This window comes from Aquidulcibacter paucihalophilus, from assembly GCF_002105465.1.
Taxonomy (GTDB): domain Bacteria; phylum Pseudomonadota; class Alphaproteobacteria; order Caulobacterales; family Aquidulcibacteraceae; genus Aquidulcibacter; species Aquidulcibacter paucihalophilus.
Genome location: NZ_NCSQ01000041.1, coordinates 23177 through 45353, shown reverse-complemented (window position 1 = coordinate 45353; position 22177 = coordinate 23177). Strand labels below are relative to the sequence as shown.

21 protein-coding genes and 1 tRNA gene are annotated in these 22177 nt (G+C 55.5%); 10 read left to right on the top strand and 12 right to left on the bottom strand.

Translation table 11 applies throughout. The annotated features are described in order from the left end of the window. Positions 1–4 precede the first annotated feature (4 nt). The 3 genes from prfB to B7364_RS04020 form a co-directional block, all read right to left on the bottom strand. Positions 5–1126: a peptide chain release factor 2 gene (gene prfB / locus B7364_RS04030; protein WP_085338655.1), complete on the bottom strand. Its 1122-nt coding sequence runs from the start codon at positions 1124–1126 to the stop codon at positions 5–7. Positions 1127–1222: 96 nt separating this feature from the next. After that, the gene (locus B7364_RS04025) at positions 1223–3664 is read right to left on the bottom strand and encodes a penicillin-binding protein 1A (protein WP_085338654.1); all 2442 of its coding nucleotides are present in this window, start codon (positions 3662–3664) and stop codon (positions 1223–1225) included. 179 nt (positions 3665–3843) lie between these two features. Continuing rightward, positions 3844–5166, bottom strand: coding sequence for an N-acetylmuramoyl-L-alanine amidase (locus B7364_RS04020; RefSeq protein WP_085338653.1), 1323 nt, complete (start codon positions 5164–5166; stop codon positions 3844–3846). Positions 5167–5665: 499 nt separating this feature from the next. Here B7364_RS04020 and B7364_RS04015 point away from each other — a divergent pair, with 499 nt between their 5' ends. From B7364_RS04015 to B7364_RS04005, 3 genes are all read left to right on the top strand, one after another. Further along, on the top strand, positions 5666–8158 hold the full coding sequence (locus B7364_RS04015; RefSeq protein ID WP_085338652.1) for a ribonuclease E/G: 2493 nt from the start codon (positions 5666–5668) through the stop codon (positions 8156–8158). A 210-nt stretch (positions 8159–8368) separates the two neighbouring features. Continuing rightward, positions 8369–9919 carry a M48 family metalloprotease gene (locus B7364_RS04010; RefSeq protein ID WP_106407552.1) on the top strand — a complete coding sequence of 517 codons (1551 nt, stop codon included), beginning with the start codon at positions 8369–8371 and terminating at the stop codon, positions 9917–9919. A gap of 53 nt (positions 9920–9972) precedes the next feature. Then, a complete protein-coding gene (locus tag B7364_RS04005; protein WP_085338650.1) occupies positions 9973–10821 on the top strand; it encodes a DsbA family protein in 849 nt (282 codons plus the stop codon). On the opposite strand, the gene B7364_RS04000 is transcribed toward B7364_RS04005, so the two are convergent. Together B7364_RS04000 and B7364_RS03995 are read right to left on the bottom strand one after the other, a co-directional pair. Next, positions 10818–11015: a hypothetical protein gene (locus B7364_RS04000; protein WP_085338649.1), complete on the bottom strand. Its 198-nt coding sequence runs from the start codon at positions 11013–11015 to the stop codon at positions 10818–10820. The two genes, B7364_RS04005 and B7364_RS04000, sit on opposite strands and share 4 nt — an antisense overlap. 280 nt (positions 11016–11295) lie before the next feature. After that, positions 11296–11380 (bottom strand) — tRNA-Leu (locus B7364_RS03995). Positions 11381–11533: 153 nt separating this feature from the next. Here B7364_RS03995 and B7364_RS03990 point away from each other — a divergent pair. From B7364_RS03990 to B7364_RS03980, 3 genes are all read left to right on the top strand, one after another. Further along, the gene (locus B7364_RS03990) at positions 11534–12202 is read left to right on the top strand and encodes an exopolysaccharide biosynthesis protein (RefSeq protein WP_085338648.1); all 669 of its coding nucleotides are present in this window, start codon (positions 11534–11536) and stop codon (positions 12200–12202) included. Positions 12203–12266: 64 nt separating this feature from the next. Beyond that, on the top strand, positions 12267–12800 hold the full coding sequence (locus B7364_RS03985; RefSeq protein ID WP_085338647.1) for a disulfide bond formation protein B: 534 nt from the start codon (positions 12267–12269) through the stop codon (positions 12798–12800). Beyond that, positions 12793–13374, top strand: a complete 582-nt coding sequence (locus B7364_RS03980; protein ID WP_085338646.1) for a demethoxyubiquinone hydroxylase family protein — start codon at positions 12793–12795, stop codon at positions 13372–13374. Before B7364_RS03985 ends, B7364_RS03980 begins: the two co-directional genes overlap by 8 nt. 7 nt (positions 13375–13381) lie before the next feature. Here the strand turns inward: B7364_RS03980 and B7364_RS03975 are convergent, their stop codons facing one another. After that, positions 13382–14425 (bottom strand): 5-bromo-4-chloroindolyl phosphate hydrolysis family protein, encoded by a 1044-nt coding sequence (locus tag B7364_RS03975; protein WP_157893472.1) that lies wholly within the window; start codon positions 14423–14425, stop codon positions 13382–13384. 127 nt (positions 14426–14552) lie between these two features. Continuing rightward, positions 14553–15152, bottom strand: a complete 600-nt coding sequence (locus B7364_RS03970; RefSeq protein ID WP_085338644.1) for an HNH endonuclease — start codon at positions 15150–15152, stop codon at positions 14553–14555. Between the two features lie 193 nt (positions 15153–15345). Here B7364_RS03970 and B7364_RS03965 point away from each other — a divergent pair, with 193 nt between their 5' ends. Then, positions 15346–15999 (top strand): Pr6Pr family membrane protein, encoded by a 654-nt coding sequence (locus B7364_RS03965; RefSeq protein WP_085338643.1) that lies wholly within the window; start codon positions 15346–15348, stop codon positions 15997–15999. On the opposite strand, the gene B7364_RS03960 is transcribed toward B7364_RS03965, so the two are convergent. Further along, the gene (locus B7364_RS03960) at positions 15986–16696 is read right to left on the bottom strand and encodes an alpha/beta hydrolase (protein ID WP_232780801.1); all 711 of its coding nucleotides are present in this window, start codon (positions 16694–16696) and stop codon (positions 15986–15988) included. The two genes, B7364_RS03965 and B7364_RS03960, sit on opposite strands and share 14 nt — an antisense overlap. On the opposite strand from B7364_RS03960, the gene gluQRS reads away from it, so the two are divergent. The 3 genes from gluQRS (at position 16695) to B7364_RS03945 (ending at position 19103) form a co-directional block, all read left to right on the top strand. Next, complete coding sequence (gene gluQRS, locus B7364_RS03955) at positions 16695–17519, top strand: tRNA glutamyl-Q(34) synthetase GluQRS (protein WP_085338642.1); 825 nt, start codon at positions 16695–16697, stop codon at positions 17517–17519. The genes B7364_RS03960 and gluQRS overlap by 2 nt on opposite strands. A 10-nt stretch (positions 17520–17529) precedes the next feature. Next, positions 17530–18429, top strand: coding sequence for a DMT family transporter (locus tag B7364_RS03950; RefSeq protein ID WP_085338641.1), 900 nt, complete (start codon positions 17530–17532; stop codon positions 18427–18429). A 62-nt stretch (positions 18430–18491) separates the two neighbouring features. Continuing rightward, positions 18492–19103, top strand: coding sequence for an HD domain-containing protein (locus B7364_RS03945; protein WP_085338640.1), 612 nt, complete (start codon positions 18492–18494; stop codon positions 19101–19103). A gap of 10 nt (positions 19104–19113) precedes the next feature. On the opposite strand, the gene B7364_RS03940 is transcribed toward B7364_RS03945, so the two are convergent. The 4 genes from B7364_RS03940 to B7364_RS03925 form a co-directional block, all read right to left on the bottom strand. Next, a complete protein-coding gene (locus B7364_RS03940; RefSeq protein WP_157893471.1) occupies positions 19114–19815 on the bottom strand; it encodes a TPM domain-containing protein in 702 nt (233 codons plus the stop codon). Between the two features lie 11 nt (positions 19816–19826). After that, a complete protein-coding gene (locus tag B7364_RS03935) occupies positions 19827–20708 on the bottom strand; it encodes a TPM domain-containing protein (RefSeq protein ID WP_232780800.1) in 882 nt (293 codons plus the stop codon). 4 nt (positions 20709–20712) lie between these two features. After that, positions 20713–21309, bottom strand: a complete 597-nt coding sequence (locus tag B7364_RS03930; protein WP_085338637.1) for a LemA family protein — start codon at positions 21307–21309, stop codon at positions 20713–20715. 117 nt (positions 21310–21426) lie between these two features. Next, complete coding sequence (locus B7364_RS03925; RefSeq protein WP_157893470.1) at positions 21427–22170, bottom strand: GNAT family N-acetyltransferase; 744 nt, start codon at positions 22168–22170, stop codon at positions 21427–21429. Positions 22171–22177 lie beyond the last annotated feature (7 nt).

The window sequence follows — 22177 nt, the reverse complement described above, 5'->3', positions numbered from 1 at the left end:
CCGTCTATTCTTGATCTGGGTCGGTCGCGACCCCGACGCGCTGGGCCAGTGAGGCGGCCATAAACATATCCAGATCGCCGTCGAGAACGCCAGATGTATCCGACGTCTCTGCACCTGTGCGAAGATCCTTCACCATCTGATAGGGCTGCAGCACATAGGAGCGAATTTGATGACCCCAGCCAATATCGGTCTTTTGGTCTTCCAAGGCATTGGCCGCTGCCTCACGCTTCTGCAATTCCATCTCATACAGACGGGCACGCAGCATTTTCCAAGCGATTTCGCGGTTCTTATGCTGGCTGCGCTCTTGCTGGGAAGCACACGCAATGCCGGTCGGCAAGTGGGTGATCCGAACAGCGGAATCGGTCTTGTTGATGTGCTGACCACCCGCGCCAGAGGCACGATAGGTATCAATGCGGACATCTTTTTCTTGGATATCTATCACAATCGCATCGTCGACAACGGGATAGACCCAGACGCTGGAGAAGCTGGTATGGCGCTTGGCCGCGCTGTCGAACGGAGAAATACGCACCAAACGATGCACGCCCGATTCTGTCTTCAGCCAGCCAAAGGCATTCTCGCCTTTGATCAAAAGGGTTGAGGATTTGATCCCGGCTTCTTCACCCACGCTTTCTTCAATTTCCTCGACACTCATGCCACGCGATTGCGCCCAGCGCACATACATGCGGCGCAAGATGCTGGCCCAATCCTGACTTTCGGTGCCCCCTGCCCCCGCGTTGATTTCCAGATAGGCATCATTGCCATCGGCTTCGCCGGACAAAAGCGCCTCTAATTCCGCACGGTCGGCGCGGGTTTTGGCATCCACAAGCCCTTTGCGCGCCTCCTCAATCATGTCCTCATCGCCCTCGGCCTCCGCCATTTCGGCAAGTTCAACATGATCGGACAGATCGCGCTCTAATTGTCGAACGGCATCGACGGAGGCCTGAATACGGTTTCGCTCGCGCATTAAGCCTTGGGCTTCTTGGGGATTATTCCACAGATCCGGTCGCTCGCTCAGCGCGTCGAGTTCGTCCAAACGGCGAAGGGCAACATCCCAGTCGAGCCGCCGGCGCAGCAGCGCCACAGACTTGCTGATATCACGACTGAGCGCTTCAAGTTCGGCGCGCATAAGGTCTCTCCAAAATCAATTCTCGCAGGGTGCGGACATAAGCAAGGCCGGCCTGAAGGTCCAGACCGGTCCAAAATGGGGTATCAGTTTGCGTCGTCAGCCTTCTTTTTCGGCTTTTGGTGCCGCAGTCGATGCGGGCGCAGGTGTGGCCACAGGAGCCGTCTTTGGGGCCGTCTTCGGAGTTGAAGCCGGGCGCGGTGTTGGGGTGTCGTCAATCACGATTGAACTTCCAGGTCGGGTATCGACACGGGGTGCATCGGTTCTGCCACTGCGCATTTGCGCCAAGGTAGCTGCCGCCCCAGCTGGATTGGTTTGCAACTCCGCAAGAATGTTCATCCGCTCTTCGGCTTCAATCTCGCGCTTGACCTCGGGTGAGGCATTAAAGTCTTCCACCGGACGACCTTCATGCGCCTTCATCATATATTGCCGAAAGATCGGACCGGCCACAGGGCCACCCGACGCCCCTTGATAAATGGTGCGCGGCAAATCGTAGCCGACATAAACGCCTGTAGCGATTGAGGGGGAGAAGCCCACGAACCATGCATCCTTATAGTCGCTGGTTGTCCCCGTTTTGCCGGCCACCGGACGACCAAAGTCCACGCCACGTCCTGTACCCTTCAAGACCACATCCCGCAAAATTCCAGTCATTTCCCAAGCGGTGCGAGGAGAGACGACTTGAACACCCCAGGGATCAATTTGTGGCGGGCCTGCATCGAGATTGAGCTCACTATCGCACGCTGGGCAAGAGCGGCGATCGGAACGCCAAACGGTGCGCCCACGTGGGTCTTGCAAACGGTCATAAAAAACCGGTGGGATATAACGTCCGCCATTCGGGAAGACCGCAAAGGCTGAGGTAAGACGCAGAACTGTGGTTTCCCCCGCACCCAATGCCATGGTCAGGTCATTGGGCAAATCATCATAAACGCCGAAGCGGCGCGCATAATCAGCCACCCGACGCATGCCCACCCGACGCGCGATCCGGACGGTCACCGTGTTACGAGACATCACCAGAGCTTGGCGCAAAGTCATCACGCCATAAAATCTACGGTCGGCGTTTTCTGGACTCCACCCACCACCACGGATTCGCTCATCGGAAATCTTCGTCTCAGGCGTCAGCCCTTGTTCGAGCGCTGCAGCATAAATGATGGGTTTGAACGAAGAACCTGGTTGACGCTTGGCTTGGGTAGCGCGGTTAAAGCCGGAATCTTCAACATCCATGCCGCCAGCCATGGCGATCACAGCGCCTGTCTGCACATCAATCGAAACCAAGGCACCTTGGATGCCCTGATGGCGTTGCAATTGGAACGTACCGTCATCCCGGCGACCAAGCCAAACCAACCCGCCGTCCACCAAGGGTTTGCCAGATCGCAGCGCCCAGTCCTTATCGGCCTCTGGAATGGGCACTTTGCTGCCGTTGGTCAGGCCAAAGGATTGGGCTTCATCCAAGACAATCGCAAAAACCGCGCGAGGATCTGGGCGCCAGTAACGCGCTTTTGCCAGCCGCGCAGACCAGTCCCCCGACACATTCATCATCCCGACCGCGCCGGTAAAGCCACGAGTGCGACGCGGATCCAACCGGTTCAAGCTTGCCGATAGAGCCTCGCGTGCATATTTCTGCTTATCCAGATCGACAGTCGAACGAATGATAAAGCCGCGCGAATACGGCGCATCCTTGCCAAAGCGACGGATCAGGTCGCGGCGAACTTCCTCTACGAATTCGCCTGCTTCAGGATCTGTCCAACTGCCACGTGGATTAGGATTGACCGTCAAGGGTTCGGCTTGGGCAGCAGCCGCCTGCTGGGCTGTGATGAAGCCATTCTCCTTCATGCGTTCAATCACCCAATTTCGTCGACCAACAGCACGGTCCATGTGGCGAAGGGGGTTGTAATTGTTGGGTCCCTTGGGCAAAGCCCCCAAATAAGCCGCCTGCGCAATGGTCAGATCACGCACATCCTTGCCAAAATAAGTCTGCGCCGCCGCTTGAACGCCATATGACCTAAAGCCCAAGAAAATCTGATTGACGTAGATTTCCATGATCTGGTCTTTAGTCAGAACTTCTTCGATGCGGATAGACACCAAGGCTTCGCGAACCTTGGACAAGATTTTGTCGAGGGTTGAGCCGCGCGCATCATCTAACAACAAGACGTTTTCGGCCACTTGTTGAGTGATGGTGGAAGCCCCTTGCATCCGACGCTCACCCAAATTGCTGATATTGAATAAAACAGCGCGGCCCACACCCATCAAATCTACTCCCGAATGGGAGTAAAAATCCTTATCCTCCGCAGCCATAAAGGCTCCGATAACGTGGTCAGGGACTTGCTCAATCGGGATATAAGATCGGTTCTGCCGTGCAAACAGACCAATCTGGCGACCATCGGAAGAATAGATCACGCTGGAAACAGCAGGTTGGTAATTGGCAAGCTTTTGATGGTCTGGCAGACCTTGCAGTGCCATATTGACCAAAATGACCGCGCCGATGACGCCCAAGGCGATCGAGACCAGAACGGTCAAAGCAATGATCTTCAAATAGACTCGCATCGTCGCTCGGTCTTTCCCAATCGGGTAAGGGACCAATTGGGCCACTTGCCCAGTTTGGCTTTACCCCTGATCTTGTCCTTAGTATGGCCTGCTTGGCGCGCCAATAAAAGCGCCCTTTCCCAGTTCTGCTGAAGCTGAAGCACGCGGCTTCAAGAGGGCAGACTGCTATGTCATCATTCCTATTTGCCAGCACCGCCGCTGATCACTTGAACACGGTCAAAATAGGCACTGATTGATTTTGCGGTTGCAGCCATTTGTCGGCTGCGGAATTGCGGATTAGCTAAGCGCGCTTCATCTTCGGGATGCGACATAAAGCCCATCTCAAGCAAGACCGCCGGAACGCGGGGCGAGAGCAGGACGAAGAAGCCTGCTCGGCGATGCGATGTCTGCGTCACCGGTCCTATTTTCCGGATCTCGCTGATCAGGGATTGACCGAAAATAGCCGATTGGTTCTTCGTGTCGCGCTGGGTCAAATCCCGTAATATCTCAACGACGGACTTATCTTGCGTCTGATTGGGCGGAGCGATGGACCAATTGTCATTATTGAGAAGTTGTCGCGCGCGCTGGCCGCCTGCCTCTGATAGTGTGTAGACCGTGGCCCCAACCGCCCGTGAGCCGGGGGGCGCAGAGTCTGCATGCAGGGAGATAAACAGGTCCGCGCGCTTGTCCCGTGCGATCAAAATGCGGCGCTCAAGGGTCAAGAACACATCGGTGTCGCGGGTCAAAATGACTTCAAATCGGCGGTCGCGGCGGAGATAGTCGCGCAACAAGATGGCGCTGGCGAGTGTCACTTCTTTTTCAAACAACTGACCAGAAACCCCAGTTGCGCCGGGATCTTTGCCACCATGGCCGGGGTCGATGACGATCACAAAGCGGCGCCCGGCAGCATTTGGCCGGATAGGCGTGGGGACGCTATTGACCTTCTCAGCTACGCGCGGCTTGGGAACAGGCGCGGTTGTGGCAAAGGTCTTGGGATTGGTTGGTACCAATTCAAGGCGTAATTGCCGCCCCCCTAATACGCCCACGATCTCATGTTTGCGAATCCGCATCGGGCCTGACAGGTCCAAGACGATGCGTGATTCTGTTTGGGATTTGTCGGCAAAACGGATTTGTGAAACCCCGCCTTCGCCGATCAAAGTCCCCGCCCGACCATTGCCCAACCCCCAAGTGACCTTGGGCATATCAATAACAAGGCGAGGCGATGGCGTGGTTAAGGCGAAGAAGCGGTATTTGACAGGTTGATCGAGGCGAATGCTGACAATCGTCGCCTCGGCGGCTTGGGTAGTTGTTATGGCACTGACGCGTGGAAGCCCCCGCGTCTGGGCCTGAGCTTGGGTAAAGGCAGCACTTTCCTTGGTCCAAGCCGGAGGCCAATCAACCGAGATTGCGGCCAAACCGACAGCGAGAAGCAGCAAGATCACGCCGCGTGCCAAATATAGCCGCTGCATTCGAAATATGCGGATCAAAGCGGCAAACACTGTTTGATAAGACAATGGCTTCATACTGGGTCCGGCTGCCGAATCTGTGCTGCGAAGGGCTAAAGCTTGATACCTGTAACCCACCGGACCTGTCCAATGTGGAATCAGGGAGCAAGTCCCGCTTCCCTTTCTGTGCGAAGTGAGGCAGTGTAATTTGCAATACGGGAAAGATGGGTTTTTGATCTTCGCCGTATTGCTTTTTTGGAACCAGACTTGTGCACCTCAAAGCCAAGTCTCAACCAGTTCATTCAATATGCCTTTTTGGCATATTCTAAGTCGGGACGCTCCGCGGCGATGACATTGCGCGCCACTCTGTTTCAAGAGACTTTGATCCAAGGCGAAGCTATGACGCTTTTGCGCCATTCGCGTGGGCCATTAGGCCGGGATCTGGGTGCTGCTCTCCCATCGCGCTTCGTTCAGCGCCGACTTTTACCAACAACCTTTGACGATTCGCGCTCATTGACCGGGAGACGACGCCACTGCGTTGCCCTGCGGCCGAGCCAGCGCGCTGGAGCTTACATCTATGTCCAAAACAATGCTGATCGACGCAGCTCATCCGGAGGAAACCCGGGTAGTTGTGCTCGCCGGAAACCAAATCGACGACTTCGACTTTGAATCTGCGTCCAAAAAACAAATCCGTGGCAATATCTATCTCGCCAAAGTCACGCGGGTAGAACCATCCTTACAAGCAGGGTTTGTCGAATATGGCGGCAATCGCCATGGCTTCCTCGCGTTTGGCGAAATTCATCCTGACTATTATCAAATTCCTGCCGCCGACCGCGAAGCCTTGCTTGCGGAAGAAGCTGAGCAGGCTGCCCTCGATGAAGAAGGCGATGGCGATGACGAACAGGTTCGCGCCCGTCGGGCGGCCCAGCGTCGCTACAAAATCCAAGAAGTGATTCGCCGTCGCCAGATCATGCTGGTCCAAGCTGTCAAAGAAGAGCGCGGCAATAAGGGTGCGGCGCTGACGACCTATTTGTCGCTCGCTGGGCGCTATTGCGTCTTGATGCCCAACACGCCACGAGGTGGCGGTATTTCGCGCAAAATCACGGCTGTGGGTGACCGCAAGCGGTTAAAGTCGGTTATCTCCGAGCTTGAAGTGCCCAAGGGCATGGGTCTGATTATTCGTACGGCAGGGGCCAAACGCACCAAGACCGAGATCAAACGAGACTATGAATATCTACTGCGCCTTTGGGATGATATTCGCGAGCGCACGATGAAGTCGATTGCGCCTTCCCTGATCCATGAAGAAGATAACTTGGTTAAGCGCGCGGTCCGCGACCTTTACGACAAAGATGTCGACGCGATCTTGGTTGAAGGCGAAGAAGCTTATCGTGAAGCCAAAGACTTCATCAAAATGCTTATGCCAAGCCACGCGAAAAAAGTGCAGCAATATAAGGCCGCAACGCCTTTATTCTCGCGCATGAAAGTAGAAAGTCAGCTTGAAAGCATTCACTCACCCATCGTTCAATTACGTTCGGGTGGCTATATCGTGATCAACCAAACCGAAGCATTGGTCGCGATAGACGTAAACTCGGGGCGCTCCACGCGAGAACGTTCGATTGAATCGACTGCCTTGAAAACCAATCTGGAAGCCGCCGAAGAAGCCGCACGGCAAATGCGCTTGCGCGACTTGGCTGGCCTTGTCGTGCTCGACTTCATCGACATGGAAGAAAACCGCAATGATCGGGCGGTTGAAAAGAAGATGAAAGACGCGCTGCGGTTTGACCGCGCCCGTGTTCAAATGGGCAAAATCTCAGGCTTTGGTCTCTTGGAGATTTCGCGTCAGCGACGCCGGACTGGCGTGTTAGAGGGCTCAAGCCACATCTGCCCAACCTGCGACGGTACAGGCCGCGTCCGCTCACCTGAATCGGCCAGCTTGCAAGCGCTTCGCTCGGTCGAGGCCGCAGTCGCCAATCGGAAGGATTGCGAAGTTGCCCTTCACGCAGATATTCAGACCGCGCTTTATCTTCTGAATGAAAAGCGCGACCACTTGACCCGTCTCGTGCAAGAACGCGGGCTTGTTGTGCGCGTCTTTGCTGAGTCAGACATGACACCTGGCCAATGTCGCTTTGAGATCGTCGAACTGGGCGAAGAATTACTCGAAGACGATTTTGTGCCGGTCTATGTAAAAATTGATGACCCCATCGATGAAGATGATGAAATCATTGAAGACAATGAAGATGAGGATCAGGCCGAAGCCGATGGTGACGGTGAAGCGCGTGTGAGCGCCAAAGAAGGCCAAGACGGGGATAACCCACGCGAAGGGGGCAAGCGCCGTCGCCGACGTCGTCGTGGCGGCCGTCGCGACGAAGCTGGTGACAGCGAGAGCGCGCAGGCTTCCCAAACCGACGGGGAGGCCGCTGAGGCTTCCGAAGCCGGTAGCGGTGACGATGCCGAAAGCGAAGAAGAAGCCGGTCCTGAAGGGGAAACACCCGCTGAAGCCCAAGCCCGCCGTCGCCGTCGCCGTGGACGCCGGGGCGGTCGCCGCAGACGCGAAGGTGAAGCCATGCGTTTAGGTCAAGGCGAAAGTCGCACGTCGTCCGAAGCCGGTGAGGCAGAACCACAAATTGCCGGTATGGAGACAATCCATGTAGCGGGCGATGAGACTGATACAGGGGCAATTGACTTGACTCTGCCTGCGGCGGTGGAGCCCCTCCCCGTCTCCGAAGCTCCAGCAAAGCGGAAACGACCAAGCCGGAAGAAGGCTACAGAAGCCGAAGCGGGTTCGGAAGCTGATGCCACTGAAGCGCCTGTTGTTGTGGAGCCTGCAGCAGAAGCCGCCGAAGCACCAGCCAAAAAGGCCCCGGCCAAACGGGCAGCACGCGGGTCAAAAGCTGCTGCCAAAGCCACTGAGGAAATTACCGCTCCAACAGCTGAGATAGCTGCCGAACCAGTAGCTGAAGCCCCCGCGGCCTCAACTGAAACCCCGGTTGAGCCGATAAGCACGGAACCCGCTGCCCCACGCAAAAGTGGGTGGTGGTCCCGCAATGCGCAAAAACTGTTCGGCAATTAAAGCCTAGCACCTACCTTAAGAAAACGGGCCAGCTTCCTATTGGAATCTGGCCCTTGTTTTGTCCGGCACACGTGATCGTGACACGCTTTGTCACGGTTTCAGCTGAGGTTTATCCTCCTGCCGCGAAAATGCCCTATTATCCATGAAAACAGTTTGATGATAGGGTGAACTCCCTGATCGATCGGGCGCAGAAAGGATGAAGGGTCCAAAATGATAAGAGACACTGCCATCGATAAGGACACAAAGGTGCGAAAGACCCCATTCCGCAGAATGCCGCGTCTTCGTACTTTGAGCCTTGTTGCAGCCTTCATTTTAGCCCCCTTAGACGTGCGTGCTCAATCCCTTATCCGAGACGCTGAGATTGAACGCACCCTCCGCGATTTTTCAAACCCGATTTTTGAAGCAGCAGGCCTCGCGCCCAATGATGTCAAAATCTACATTGTTGGCGACAAGACGCTGAACGCCTTTGTTACCAACGGTCAAAACGTCTTTATCCACACGGGCTTGATCCTTGAAACTGAAACGCCAAACCAGTTGAAGGGCGTTATTGCGCACGAAACAGGCCATATTTCCGGCGGCCATCTCGCGCGCTCTGATGCGAATATCCGCGAGGCGATGCGGCCGGCTTATGTGACGATTGCGCTTGGTCTTTTGGCGATCGCAGCCGGTGCACCCGATGCGGGTGCGGCCCTATTGGCCAGTTCGCAACAATTCGCCATGTTGAGCTTCTTTACCTTCACCCGCGTACAAGAAAGCAGCGCAGATCAGGCTGCGGTGACTTTCCTTGAAAAAACGGGCCAATCTGGTCGCGGCCTGCTCGAGTTTTTCACGAAGTTCCGCTATAATGAAATCCTCGCTGACTCCCGCCGCGAACCCTATTTCCGCTCTCACCCTTTGTCGGGTGATCGAATTCAAGCGTTGCAGAACCGGGTGAATGAACAAACCAATCGCGATGCCGAAGACAGCCCGGCCGACATCGACCGGCTGAAAATGATGCAGGCGAAAATCCAAGCCTTTCTCTACACACCAGCGCGCACCTTTGTGAAATATCCTGCCTCAGATCAGTCGATATATGCACGTTATGCCCGTGCGGTGGCCGCCTTCCGCGCACCCGATATGACAACGGCCGTGCGAGAGACCCAAAAACTCATCGCAGAACAACCTGAAAACCCCTTCTTTTACGAGCTTTTGGGGCAAATCTATTATGAAAATGGCAAGCCCGAAGAATCGATTGAGCCAAACCGGCGCGCGGTGGCTTTGGCCCCGAATGAGTCCTTGTTATTGATTGGTCTTGCGCGCTCGCTTCTGGCGACCGAGCGGCCAGAATTACGGGCAGAAGCCGAAGCCCGCTTGCGTTCAGCCTTGCGCCTCGAACCAACAAACGCTTTCGCGTGGAACCAATTGGCCGTTGTGGCGGACCGAAATGGGCAAGTGGGCCTTGCCCGCTTAGCCACAGCAGAAGAAGCCTATAACCTCGGTGATATGTTGCGAGCGCACCGTTTCTCAGACCTTGCTATGCGCAATTTGGTGCGTGCAACGCCGGAATGGCGGCGGGCCTTTGATATTTCGACGATCACTTTGCCCATGGTCACCAAAGCAGGTCGGCGAGGCAATGATCCGCGTCCCCTAACGCTTCTGCCTGAAGCACCTTTGGCGTCCAAAAAGGCTACCTCTGAGACTAAGACTGAACTTTTGCGGGTGATTGAACTGGACGATCTGACTCACGATCATGACCACGCGGAAACGCATGCAAAACATTAAGAGTTAGAATGTAATAACACGCTCAAATTCAATCTTGTTTCTTGGAGCCGCAGATGCGCCCTCACACCGGTGTTTCGTTTCTTGCCCTGTTTGTTGCAGCCTTTAGTTTCGCCAGTTGCACAAAGCCAGCCGACAAAGCGGCTGAGACCGGTGAAGCCAAGGCGACTGCAGCCCAAGTGACGCCCGGCGCAGTCAATTCAGACGTATTGAAAGCGCTGACGGCGGAGCAGCAAGCGGCGGTGCGCGCTCTTATCCGCGACGAACTGGTTGCAAACCCCGAAATTCTTCTCGAAGCCCAACGGGCGTTCGAAACCAAGCAAGCTCGCCTTCAGAATGAAAAAGTCGCTGCGGCCTTCAAGACCTTGAAGAGCGAGCATGCCCAATTCAGCTTTGGTCCAGCCAATGCCAAAATCACAGTCATCGAATTCTTTGACTATAAATGTGGCTTCTGCCACGCGGCCCAAGGTTGGGTGGCTAATCTGATGCAAACGCGCAAAGATATACGCGTCATCTTCAAGGAACTGCCAATTCTGTCGGAGAATTCCACCATTGCGGCTAAAGCAGCAATCGCGGCGCACAACCAAGGCAAGTATCTGCCCATGCACAATGCGCTGATGACGGCGCAAGGCGACCTTAATCCAGAACAAATCTTCCAGATTGCCGCATCAATCGGATTGAATGTACCAAAGCTGAAGGCGGATATGGAGAAGCCCCAAGTCGAGGCCACCCTAACGGGCATGCGTGAGCAGGCCACAAATCTCAACATTGGTGGCACACCCGGCTTTGTGATCAATGGCAAATTGGTTTCGGGCTTTAATCAAGAAGAGCTTGAAAATGCGCTGGCAACGGCTGGGGTGGACGTTTCCAATCCACCACCTGTGCCAGGCCAAAAGAAGAGCTAGACCCGAATATCAATTCCACTAATGGCTTTTGCGGCACTGACCGCAAAGGCATCTTGTGTTTGAACAATGGCTTGCGACAAGGTCGAGAGCGTCCGCTCTTGGCCCGGCGTTTCTTGAACCGCGCGCAGCGCCGCCACCTGTAACTGGGCAGCTTGAGCTTGCATCTTAGCATTCATCAATGACGAAACATCCATAGCGCCCTCCTGAGACGCCCTATCGTCGCAGCAAAGCCTTAGACTTGTCTGTCAGAAATGAGTGGGGTTTTAGTCGAATTGTTTGGATTTTGCGCCCGCTGACAACTTTGCCACGCAGTTCCCTGGCTCAAAGAAGTCGACAAACTTGTTGGAAGATACATGGTGCCCAGAGCCGGACTAGTCTCGAACCAGCTCAGCGCAGCCCTGATGCGAGCATTGAGCGAGCCCGCCCCAGCGGCGGCAGAGCGCATCAAAGAAAACCATTCTGACACAGGAAGAATGGTGCCCCGGGTCGGACTCGAACCGACACTCCTCTCGGAACTGGATTTTGAGTCCAGCGCGTCTACCAATTCCACCACCGGGGCACGGTCGGGAGGGCAGTTCCTAAACGGGCTTGCCCGTGAATGCAATCGGATTTTCTGCAACTTCCTGCAAGGTAGCGCTGCAAAAGTCAGAGCGCGTGCTGTCCGTGACCGGGACTCATTGGCAATCAGTTAGGCGCGGCGTATAGACAGCCCATGACATCTGCCCCTGCCCCCGCGTCTGACGCGCCAGAGCCACCCGCGAGCTTTATCGACGTCATCGTTAGCCTCAAAAAAGTTGCCGGACCCGATGGAGCATCGGTAGGTGATATAGTTGACCAGCTCGATGAACGCGCCTTTGGCCTCTTGATCCTGTTGTTTGCCATTCCTTGTTTGGTGCCGGGATTACCTGGCGCGCAGGTGATCGCTATCCCCATCTTCTTGCTGGCCATACAAATGGCCTTTGGTGCGAAAGAAGTTTGGCTGCCCAAACGCGCTCTGGAGGCACGGGCGAAGTCAGCTTGGATTGAATCGATTGCTGACTTTGCCGATAAGCGCTTACGCTGGACCACTGTGTTTTCTAAACCCCGCGTCACTTTCCTGGCGCGTGGTTTGGCCGAGCGCTTGGTTGGGGCAATTTGTGCGATTGCCTCAATCACCATCATGCTGCCGATCACCAACACCATCCCATCACTTGCGATTACCCTGATCGCCGTGGGCCTTTTGCAAACCGATGGACTGTTTACGCTTGCGGGAAGCTTGTTGGGCTTGGCTTGGTCAATTTTTCTGGCGGTCATGATTTGGGGCTTATTTGCCGGTGCCGGCTTTGCGGTAACCCTCGTGCGGGAGCACCTGCCTTGGCTTGGCAATTTGCTCGGACAATAAGCCGCATGCGTGTCGCGTGCGTCTTGACCTGTTCGAGGCCTAAAGATCGGCCTATATCTGGATCATGCGACTGCGCCCATTCATCAGCTTCATCTTGGCCCAATGGCCGTGGATCGCCTTGGCATCCAGCCTGACTATGTTGGGCATTGCGCATGGCTTTGAGCGCTTTGGCGGCCTTGCCCCTTGTGCGCTTTGTTTGCACCAGCGAGAAGCCTATTGGATCGCGGCTGCCATCGCTGCGCTGGCCCTCGTGGCCCGACGCATGGAAGGGGCAGAGCTATCAAATCGCGCGCTCAACCTCTTGTTGACCTTCGCCTTTGTTGGCGGCGCGGTCATAGCGGGCTTTCATGCGGGGGTTGAGTATAAGTGGTGGCCCGGTCTGCCGTCGTGCACGGCAGGCACGGCAGGTGCCATCCCAACAGATTTATTAGGTGCTCTAAACCAGCCCATACAAGTAAAGGGCTGTGATCAAGCCCCTTGGATATTCCTTGGACTTTCCATGGCGGGTTGGAATATGCTGATCTCGCTGAAACTGGCTGTGTATTCTGGTTTGAGTGTTTTCTATCCCCACGGTTTGACAGAGAAATCAGATGTCTAACGCCACCACCACAACCCGTACCAGCCGTCCTGCGGCACCTGGCCGTCGCTTTGTGAAGGACCGTGTTGCCGAGATGCTAAGGGTCGATCATGCCGGTGAATTCGGAGCGACCCGTATTTATGAAGGCCAGCGCGCCGTATTCTCGCGTTTACCCGGCGCACGAAAAATTGCTGCCCAACTCGCCGCGCAAGAAGCCGATGAAGCCGTGCATAAAGCCGCGTTTGACAAATTGCTGCTTGAACGCAAAGTCCGCCCGACCCTATTCGGTCCGATCTGGAGCGCTGCAGGGTTTGGCCTTGGCGTTGTGACGGCGCTCATGGGCGAGAAGGCCGCCCACGCCTGCACTGCAGCGGTCGAGGAAGTGATCGAAGACCATTATCGTGAGCAGATTGAAGAATTAGGCGATCACGAACCTGAGCTTTCGGCTATGATCAGCCGGTTCCGCGACGAAGAGATCGCGCACAAGGATCAGGCTATCGCGGAAGGCGCAAAGGATGCATTTGGCCATCCCGTCTTAGAAGCCGTTATCAAGGCCGGGTGCCGGGTTGCGATTGCGGTCTGCCAAAAGGTCTAAAGCGTCCCTATTGATAGCGCAGGTCAGACTCGATCGATTGGTCCAATAGCTTCAAATCAATATCCAATTCCTTGCCTTCATCGGCTTTGAGCTCTAACTCGGTCCGCTCAAACAGCACTTCGAGCTTCTTCAAAATGGTCTGCGTTCCGGCGATTCGCTCCATATCGGGCGCGGGGTCAGATTCGATTTTCGCCAAGGCTTCGGCCACTTTGACAGTCTCGGGGCAGTAATAGGTGAAAACCCGCTGGGCAATGGCTAGCTTCTCAGGATTTGCCGCGACCATCATCATGAGCCGGTTCCCCACCGCAACGATACGCGCGACGGAAGCCACAGAATCTGGGTGGCGCAAGCGTGACAGCGTGCCATCCAAAGCGCGTAACGCGTTTGCTGCGTCGGCCAAAACCTGCTGCACTAATTCTGTGCGGCCCTGCGGCATCGCATTTTCGCTGACCGTGGGTGTTTCAATCTCAGGGCGGCGCGGCACGGGGATGGCTGGCGCGCCAGCCACCTGCTTTGGAGCGCGGTTGAGGAAGAATGAGCCAATCCACGAAATGGCTCCACCAACCATGATACCAAAGCCGATACCGGCAAGTGGATTCAAAACATCGCCAATAACGGCAGCTAGAAAAATGCCTGCCCCAACGGAAGCAACTGTCCAAGCTGCTTTCGTACGCCCTTGGGCGCGGCGTTGTTCGCGCTGGATATCCCGCGCGGCACGAATCTCAAGTTCAAAGCGGCGGCGCGCGTCTTCCATTTTGCGTCTATAGACCTTGCGGTCCTCTTCGTCATCCTCTTCGCGCCATTCGCGTCGCCGTCCCATCTGTTCACTACCCTTTTTGATCTGCGCTTCATGACGCCGGTCGAGAGCTTCATAGGCTTCCCGCATCGCCAGTTGGATAACACTTTGTATAAAACCAATCAAAACGCCAAGTAAGCCGAGCCCAGCCAGCCGACCTTTGCGCAGTAATGGACCAGCTTCGCGCATACGCCCCATACCTCGACGCAAGGTTTCGCGAGCAATCGCACTGGTTGGTCCAAAAGAGCGCTTCATCGACGTATTCCTTGGGCCCATACGATTGCGGCCTTATTTCCGACATAGGAGCTTAAAGTTCGTATCGAAAGGGGCAAATCCCGCTTTATAGCTGGGGTAAGGTTACAATGATGTTAGGCAGGCTGGATCAGGCCTCTAGTACCACATCCCAATAGAGCCAATCGACCCAGCTTTCGTGCAAATGGTGAGGCGGGAATTTGCGTCCCATAGCCTGCAGCTCATGCATGGTTGGCCGGCGCGGTGGCTTGCGGGGTGTCATTCCGGCTTCACGTAAGCTGCGGCCACCCTTGCGCAAGTTACATGGTGAGCAGGCAGTGACAATGTTCTCCCACGTGGTCTTCCCGCCCTTGGACCGAGGCACAACATGGTCGAACGTCAGATCCTCGGTGGCATGGCAATAAGCGCACTTAAAGCCGTCGCGCAAAAACAAGTTGAAGCGGGTGAAGGCTGGCGCGCGATCTTGCTGGACATATTCCTTCAAGGAGATCACGCTGGGCAGCCGCATCTCAAAGCTAGGGCTATGGACGGCTTGATCATATTCAGCCACGACCTCGACCCGGTCCATATAGACTGCTTTGACCGCATCCTGCCACGACCAAACCGACAAAGGGTAATAGGATAAAGGCCGATAATCGGCGTTCAAAACCAGAGCCGGAAACCCTGCCAAACTGGATTGGGTTTTAGCCGGTTGGTGGGCAGAGGCCAGCTCTAGCTGGTCAATGTGCATGGCCGCCTCCTCTTTTCATGGAAGCGAGCTGCTTTGGATCGGCACAGCCGATAGCGAGACTTGTGTGGTGTGGCCTGTTGAAAACGGCTTCCTCCTGCTCTGCACCGTATCAGTAACCGATTCACTGCAAAGAAAACATGTCAGATGCGATATGGATTTGTGTCGATGCAGTTGCTCTGCCAGTGACTGGGCGATGCCGACCCAAACGCCACTTTCAGCAGCCAAACTTAGTGCGGGCTTAGTTTGCCTGTTCACCTGCGCAGCTCTCTTGTTGCAATCCTGGATCAGCATTGGTTGGACCATGCGTGACGGCATGAGCTTTGCCGACAGCCTCTGGCGACTGACCGGCTATTACACCATCCTGACCAATAGTCTGATCGCGGTCAGTATGGGCTTGATAGCGACCTCGCCAAAGGGGCCCAAGATTTTCCCGGATCATGCTTTAGCTGCCCTCGCTTTCTATATCACGACCATGGGCCTAGTTTATCACCTGTTGTTGAGCGGGGGACGGAATCTTTCAGGGCTCACGCTCATTGGCGATATTGGCGTGCATTATGCGGTACCCGCCTTAACCTTTGTTTGGTGGCTCTCATTTGCCGACAAAGGCGAGGTGACATTTGGCCATGCAGTCATCTGGTTGGCTTGGCCGCTTCTCTATACGAGTGCGGCGCTGCTGCGCGGCCGATTTGAAGATTGGTATCCGTATTTTTTCCTCGATGTCGGCAAATATGGCCTTGAACAGATCAGCCTGTATGTCTTGGGATTGGGGCTTGGTTTTTTGGCTATGGGGTTCTTATTCGTCGCCCTCGCCAAGGGCCTTCAGCGTATGCAGCCTAAGCGCCCTTAAGCACGCGGGCCAAGAAAGCCCCACCAAGCTGTAGACCGTCCATCGCGATTGTATGGGCCGCCTGTGGCGAAACGTGTAGGCGCGCATCAAGACCGGCATTTTTTAGAAACTGCTGTGCCATTTGGCTCGCCACCAACGGGACCACATCATCCTGATCGCCATGCACCAGTAAAACAGGTGGCTTAGACGCCATGACTGGATTGCCGACCAAGGCACCAGAATAACCCAATATCCCGGCATAAGGGTCTTTGGAGGCAAGACCCACGTGTAGAGCCATCATGGTGCCTTGACTGAACCCTACTAAGGCGGTTTGCGCCTTGGTCACCCCAAAATTGGCCATTTCGGCCTCGAGAAAAGCTTCCAGCACAGGGGCCGCGTCGCGAGCCCCCTTGGCAAGGTGAACCGGATCCATGCTCTCGATTGGAAACCATTGAAACATTGCACCAAAGCCTGGCACATGGGTGGGCGCATGGGGCGAGCTGAATTGCACATCCGGCAAAAGCTTATCCCAATAGGGCGCAAGCGAGATCAAATCATCGCCGTTGGAGCCATAGCCATGCAGCGCGACAACAAGGCCCTTGGGACGGAGACCAGAAGCGGGAGCGCGGCGGGGGCCTGAAAGGATTGTCGTTGCCATAGCCCATGCTAGCAAAAGCCAATTGCCAAAGACAGCCACCCCGCGGCATAGAGCAGGCATGTTTGCCACCCGCTTTGCCCCCTCGCCCACAGGCTATCTGCATGTCGGACATGCTTTTTCAGCTTGGACGGCCTTTGATGCGGCTCAAGCCGCGCAGGGTCGGTTCATTCTGCGGATTGAGGATACGGACCAGACCCGATGTCGGCCGGAGTTTGAGGCAGCAATTTATGAGGATTTGGCCTGGCTGGGCCTGACATGGGAGCGCCCTGTTCGGCGGCAAAGCGATCATATGGCCGATTATGAAGCGGCTTTAGAGCGCTTGAAGGCGCTAGGGGTCCTCTATCGGTGCTTTAAGACGCGCAAAGAATTGATGGAGGCGATTGCTTCGGCCCCGCATAGCTTTTCTGGGCCAGAGCCTGTTTCGCCCTTAGCAGAAGATGAAGAGGCGCAACTTCTTCAATCCGGTAAGCCCTACGCTTGGCGACTGTCCTTGGCACGAAGCGCTGGGCTATTAGGCGCGCATTGGGACAGCCTTGGTTTTGAGGCCAATGGCCACTGGGTCAAGGCCCATCCAGCGCATTTGGGCGATATTGTTCTGGCACGGAAAGAGTTTCCCTCCAGCTATCATTTAGCAAGCGTTCTTGATGATGCCCGCCAAGGCATCACGCATGTGATCCGCGGCGAAGATTTGGCTGAAGCCGCCCATATTCACGTGGTCCTCCAAAAACTTCTAGGTCTGCCAACCCCCATCTACCATCATCACCGCCTGATCTTGGATGCCGATGGCAAGCGCTTTGCCAAGCGTAATCAGTCCGTCACATTGCGCAGCCTGCGCGAAAGCGGCACAAGCCCCGCTGAGATTCGAACAAGCCTAGGCCTTTAGGAAACCGCGCGTGGCCCAAACCGATGCACAAAAGCTATTTCTCGGCACGGTAGCGCTGGCCGCTGGAGCATCGTGTATTGCGCTTGCCCCGATTATGGTGAAGCTCTCCCCCTTGGGTCCACAGGCCAGCGCGTTTTGGCGCCTCACCTTCGCCCTGCCACTCTTGGCGCTCTGGGCGCATTTGGAAGCCAAGCCCAAGTCCGAAGACGGTAAGCCGGTTGCACTCCCAATTGGCCTCTTGGCACTGGCCGGGCTTTTGTTTGCCGGTGATCTTGCCACCTGGCACGCGGGGATCGTGCGGACGAGTGCGGCCAATGCCACCTTCTTGTCGAACCTCACTCCGATTGTGGTTGTCGCTGTCACTTGGCTGACAACACGGGCACTTCCAACAAAAGCCTATTGGGTTGCGGTGGTGATTGCCCTTGTCGGCTCGCTTCTTCTGTCTGGCGGAGCCCCTGCGACCAATCCAGACCGCTTGGTAGGCGATGGCTTATCAGCACTGACATCGCTCTGGTACGGGCTTTATCTCATTACGATCGCCCGCATGCGCAACCAATGGGGGGCGGGCACGATCATGTTCTACTCATCGGCCTTTGCCATGCTGTGCTGCTTGGCAGTGACCATCCTGTCGGGCGAACCCCTCTTGCCGCCAGCGACCGGTCAATCCTTTATCGTGCAATGGTGGCCACTGTTGGTTTTAGGTGTGATGGCACAAGTTGCTGGGCAAGGCCTATTGGCGGTTGGTTTCGGCATGGTGCCGACCCATATCGCCTCCGTTCTAATCTTGCTGCAACCCGTCCTTGTGGGCTTCCTCGGCTGGGCTTGGCTGCATGAAAGCCTAACCCTTGTGCAGATGCTGGGCGGGGCCTTGGTCTTAGTCGGTGTGTGGCTCGCAAGACGGGCGGGTTAATCCCCCTTGCCTAAATGCCAAAAGAAGGTGAACCTGCCTGAAACACATCGGGAGGCACCATTATGGCAGACGGCCATCACTCGGATCTTCATCAAGACCAAGCACAGTTTAAGTCTATGATGGAGGGCACGCCGGAAGATTGGGCCATCATTGCAGGCCATTCCAAGGCCTTCAACAAGGGCTTGGCCGACCGGGTTCTGGCACATCTGAGGCTATTGGACGGCGATTATGGCGGCTTCCCGATTGACCGTTTGACCCATTCCTTGCAATCGGCCACCTTGGCCCATCATGATGGCATGGATGAAGAATATGTCGTCTGTGCACTCCTCCATGATATTGGTGATACATTGGGAAGCTATAATCACCCCGATATTGCCGCTGCCATTCTCAAACCTTTTGTCAGCGAGGCCAATCACTGGATGGTCGCCAATCACGGCATCTTCCAAGGCTATTATTTCTTCCATCATCTGGGTCTCGACCGCGACATGCGCGAAGCTTACCGCGACCATCCCTATTTTGAGCACACGGCGCGCTTTTGCCATCGCCATGACCAAAATGCCTTTGATCCGACTTACGAGACCATGCCGCTAGAGGCCTTCGAACCCATGGTTCAACGCCTGTTTGCCGCCCCGAAAAATTCTATTTATTTAAAGGCATTAGCAGACAAAGCTTAGAAGCCGAGCCTCAAATCATGATGACTTTGTTGGGCAGTTCGTCCACATCATCATCCTGACGGGGGAAATGTTCCGCCAAAATTGCAGCGCTGTCCTCAATGGCCAATATGATTCCATGGGCCAATTTTTGGTCGCGCGCGGCTATGACGAGTTTGCCAATTACTTCGCGCCAAACCGTGCGGGACACTTTGGTGTGGATCCCAGCATCCGCAATGATTTCTGCCTTGTGCTCGGCAAGGCTAACAAAGATCAAAACTCCAGTCTTTCCAGTGGTTTGGTGCAGACCATGGGCTAAGAATTGATCGCGTGCCGCGCGATGTACTTGTTGGCGCTGGATCCAAGCCGGAGTTAGTTTGGCGGCTATATCCGGTTGTAGGTCAAGGGCAGAGACCAGCATGAATAGGATCGCCTGTGCAGCCAGAATGAGGACCATGCCCGTTGCTGCCTCATCTGCAGGGGTTGCACCAAAACCGACATTCCAGCCCCCAGCCTGCCAGTGTGTAAAAACACTGCCGAGCGTCAAGGGGTTTAAGCCAAATGCCATCCCTATTAAGGGCACAAGAATAGCGACAAGGGCCCCATAAAAGAGCATGATCCAGCGATAATCAGCGGTGCGCGCAGAGACGAGAACAAAAATCTCGCCCGATGTCTTGGTCTCTGCGGCTTCAATGGCTTGACCGATTGCCGCCTTATCCTCCGCGGATAAATGCATGTGCGCGCGTTTCACCATGAGCCCGATGCTCCGCCACCACCAAAGCTGCCGCCGCCGCCGGAGAAGCCGCCACCGCCGCCAAAACCACCACCGCCAAAACCACCGCCGCCAAAGCCGCCCCCAAAGCCGCCTCCACCATGCCGGTGATTATCGTCATCCCAATCATGCAAGACAATTGGACCGCTTCCCCAATGAGAATGACGCCGGAAGCGGGTGCGCTGGGAATTCGCGATCATGATCCATATCCAGAAAATTAAAAAGGCCAGAACAATCATCACAGCGATTGGATCGCTACCGGTCTCTCTGGCTTCTTCCTTTAATCCTCGGGCAGCACGGGCTTGCAACTCAACTGGATCGGTGGTCAAGATCGATTCAATAGCTGCGACCCCGGCAACTATGCCGCCCGGCATATCGCCTGCCTTAAAGGCCGGCACAATGGTGTTTCGGATGATTTCGCTCGCATAAAAGTCTGTCAAAATGCTTTCGAGACCATAGCCAACCTCAATCCGCACTTTGCGCTCTGTGGGCGCGACCAAAAGGATGACGCCGTTGTTCAGCCGTTCCCCTTGGCCGATTTGCCAAGCCCGGCCTAATTTGTAGCCAAATTCCTCAATTTCAATACCCTGCAAACTTGGGACGGTCACCACGACTAATTGATCCGACGACTTGGCCTCCAGCGCTTCCAATTGGGCAATGAGTTCGCCCTCGGTTTCTTCGGGAATGATGTTGGCATCATCTACAACCCGTCCAGTCAGGACCGGAAACTTGGGGTCGGCAGCCCAAACAGGACTTGCCATCCAGCATACCACCATCAAGCTTAGGCCCAAGAGAGCGGCTAGCCCGAAACGGTGGAAACGGCTCGGTGAAGGCCGCAGCAAGGCGGGCTTGCTCACGCGCTTAGAACTTCACTTCCGGCGGCTTTTCAGAGCCTGCCGTTGCTTGAAACAATTGCATGGGTTGGGAGGACGAGAACGCCGTCTTTGCCCAAATCACACTCGGAAACGTCCGCAATGTCGTGTTATAGGTCTGGACTGCCGCATTATAGTCGCGGCGTGCAATCGCGATGCGGTTTTCCGTTCCTTCAAGTTGGGATTGCAGCGCCTTAAAGCCTTCTAAGGAACGCAGCTCAGGATAGGCTTCTAAGGTCTGGCGGAAGTTTATGAGCGCGGTGGAGAGTTGGGCTTGAGCCGCTTGAAACTCTTGGAATTTTTGTGGATCGGTGATGGTGGATGCATCAAATTTTGGCTGGGTGGCTGAGGCGCGCGCTTCGGTTACAGCCGTCAAGACAGACTTTTCCTGCGCGGCAGCACCTTGAACGGTTGCCACCAGATTGGGTACGAGGTCCGCGCGGCGCTGATATTGGGTTTGAACCTCCGCCCAAGCGGCTTTGGCAGCCTCTTCTTGGGTTGGAATGGCATTATAGCCACATCCTGAAACCGATGTTGCTGCCACGCCAACCAAAGCCACAGCAGCAAAACGCGTGTTCAAAGCCATTTAAGCCTCCATACAGTCTTTGTGTCGCCACATGCGCGCACCAAAGGACGCCCATATGTTAGGTGTGGCAAAGGGTAGCGCAAGGTGGCGTATGTTAAATTCGAACGCCAAGCGACTTTACGGCGCAAAGCGCACAGTCTGATAGCAATAGGCGGTGGCAAAGCCTTCTGTCTCATAAAGGTGCAAGGCTGCGGCATTATTGGTTTCAACTTGTAGCCAGAATTGCCGATATCCAGCCTCATGAGCCTTTCCCATAATTGCCCGCAGAACCGAGCGAGCAAGGCCCTGATTACGATAATCGGCTTGGGTACGCATGGCTGCAATGCCGGCGCTGTCGCCTGCAAAGGTGCACAGGCCTGCAGCCGCCAGCACCCCCTTTTGGCGGATAATCCCAAAGGCAGATGGCTTAGGCACGCGCCGCAGAATGTCGATCCGTTCCTGCCCATCCCCACCTGAATGGCTGGTTTCTTCGACGATTTGGATAAACGCGTCGGTGACCTGCGGGTTGATCTCAACGGGATGATCGGGCGCAGGTATTTGGCCATCAAACAGCATCACAGCAACATCGCTAACAGCACGATAGCCGCGTCTGGCCAGTCTATCGTATAGGTCCAACGGGTCAGTGCCGTCACTCACTAGTTTGAACTGAGGTGCCAGGCCCATGGCCTGATAACGGGCCTCTACGGCTTCAATCGAGGCTTCAACATCTTGGCCCTGATAGGCTAAAGGCCAGCAGGAATTGGTGCGCCCGACAAAACCTAAACCCGAGTAGACGTGCCAGCCATCAATCTGCTCCTCGCATGCGGCGGGCCAGCCTCTGGCCGTAGCCTGTTCAATGCGGTGGATAGTGGCTAAGTCCATTCTGCCC

Bases quoted from the DNA above. Each gene is read 5' to 3' on its own strand.
- prfB (WP_085338655.1), bottom strand. From the start codon at position 1,126: ATGCGCGCCGAACTTGAAGCGCTCAGTCGTGATATCAGCAAGTCTGTG.
- B7364_RS04025 (WP_085338654.1), bottom strand. From the start codon at position 3,664: ATGCGAGTCTATTTGAAGATCATTGCTTTGACCGTTCTGGTCTCGATC.
- B7364_RS04020 (WP_085338653.1), bottom strand. From the start codon at position 5,166: ATGAAGCCATTGTCTTATCAAACAGTGTTTGCCGCTTTGATCCGCATA.
- B7364_RS04015 (WP_085338652.1), top strand. From the start codon at position 5,666: ATGTCCAAAACAATGCTGATCGACGCAGCTCATCCGGAGGAAACCCGG.
- B7364_RS04010 (WP_106407552.1), top strand. From the start codon at position 8,369: ATGATAAGAGACACTGCCATCGATAAGGACACAAAGGTGCGAAAGACC.
- B7364_RS04005 (WP_085338650.1), top strand. From the start codon at position 9,973: ATGCGCCCTCACACCGGTGTTTCGTTTCTTGCCCTGTTTGTTGCAGCC.
- B7364_RS04000 (WP_085338649.1), bottom strand. From the start codon at position 11,015: ATGGATGTTTCGTCATTGATGAATGCTAAGATGCAAGCTCAAGCTGCC.
- B7364_RS03990 (WP_085338648.1), top strand. From the start codon at position 11,534: ATGACATCTGCCCCTGCCCCCGCGTCTGACGCGCCAGAGCCACCCGCG.
- B7364_RS03985 (WP_085338647.1), top strand. From the start codon at position 12,267: ATGCGACTGCGCCCATTCATCAGCTTCATCTTGGCCCAATGGCCGTGG.
- B7364_RS03980 (WP_085338646.1), top strand. From the start codon at position 12,793: ATGTCTAACGCCACCACCACAACCCGTACCAGCCGTCCTGCGGCACCT.
- B7364_RS03975 (WP_157893472.1), bottom strand. From the start codon at position 14,425: ATGAAGCGCTCTTTTGGACCAACCAGTGCGATTGCTCGCGAAACCTTG.
- B7364_RS03970 (WP_085338644.1), bottom strand. From the start codon at position 15,152: ATGCACATTGACCAGCTAGAGCTGGCCTCTGCCCACCAACCGGCTAAA.
- B7364_RS03965 (WP_085338643.1), top strand. From the start codon at position 15,346: ATGCCGACCCAAACGCCACTTTCAGCAGCCAAACTTAGTGCGGGCTTA.
- gluQRS (WP_085338642.1), top strand. From the start codon at position 16,695: ATGTTTGCCACCCGCTTTGCCCCCTCGCCCACAGGCTATCTGCATGTC.
- B7364_RS03960 (WP_232780801.1), bottom strand. From the start codon at position 16,696: ATGCCTGCTCTATGCCGCGGGGTGGCTGTCTTTGGCAATTGGCTTTTG.
- B7364_RS03945 (WP_085338640.1), top strand. From the start codon at position 18,492: ATGGCAGACGGCCATCACTCGGATCTTCATCAAGACCAAGCACAGTTT.
- B7364_RS03940 (WP_157893471.1), bottom strand. From the start codon at position 19,815: ATGCATTTATCCGCGGAGGATAAGGCGGCAATCGGTCAAGCCATTGAA.
- B7364_RS03930 (WP_085338637.1), bottom strand. From the start codon at position 21,309: ATGGCTTTGAACACGCGTTTTGCTGCTGTGGCTTTGGTTGGCGTGGCA.
- B7364_RS03925 (WP_157893470.1), bottom strand. From the start codon at position 22,170: ATGGACTTAGCCACTATCCACCGCATTGAACAGGCTACGGCCAGAGGC.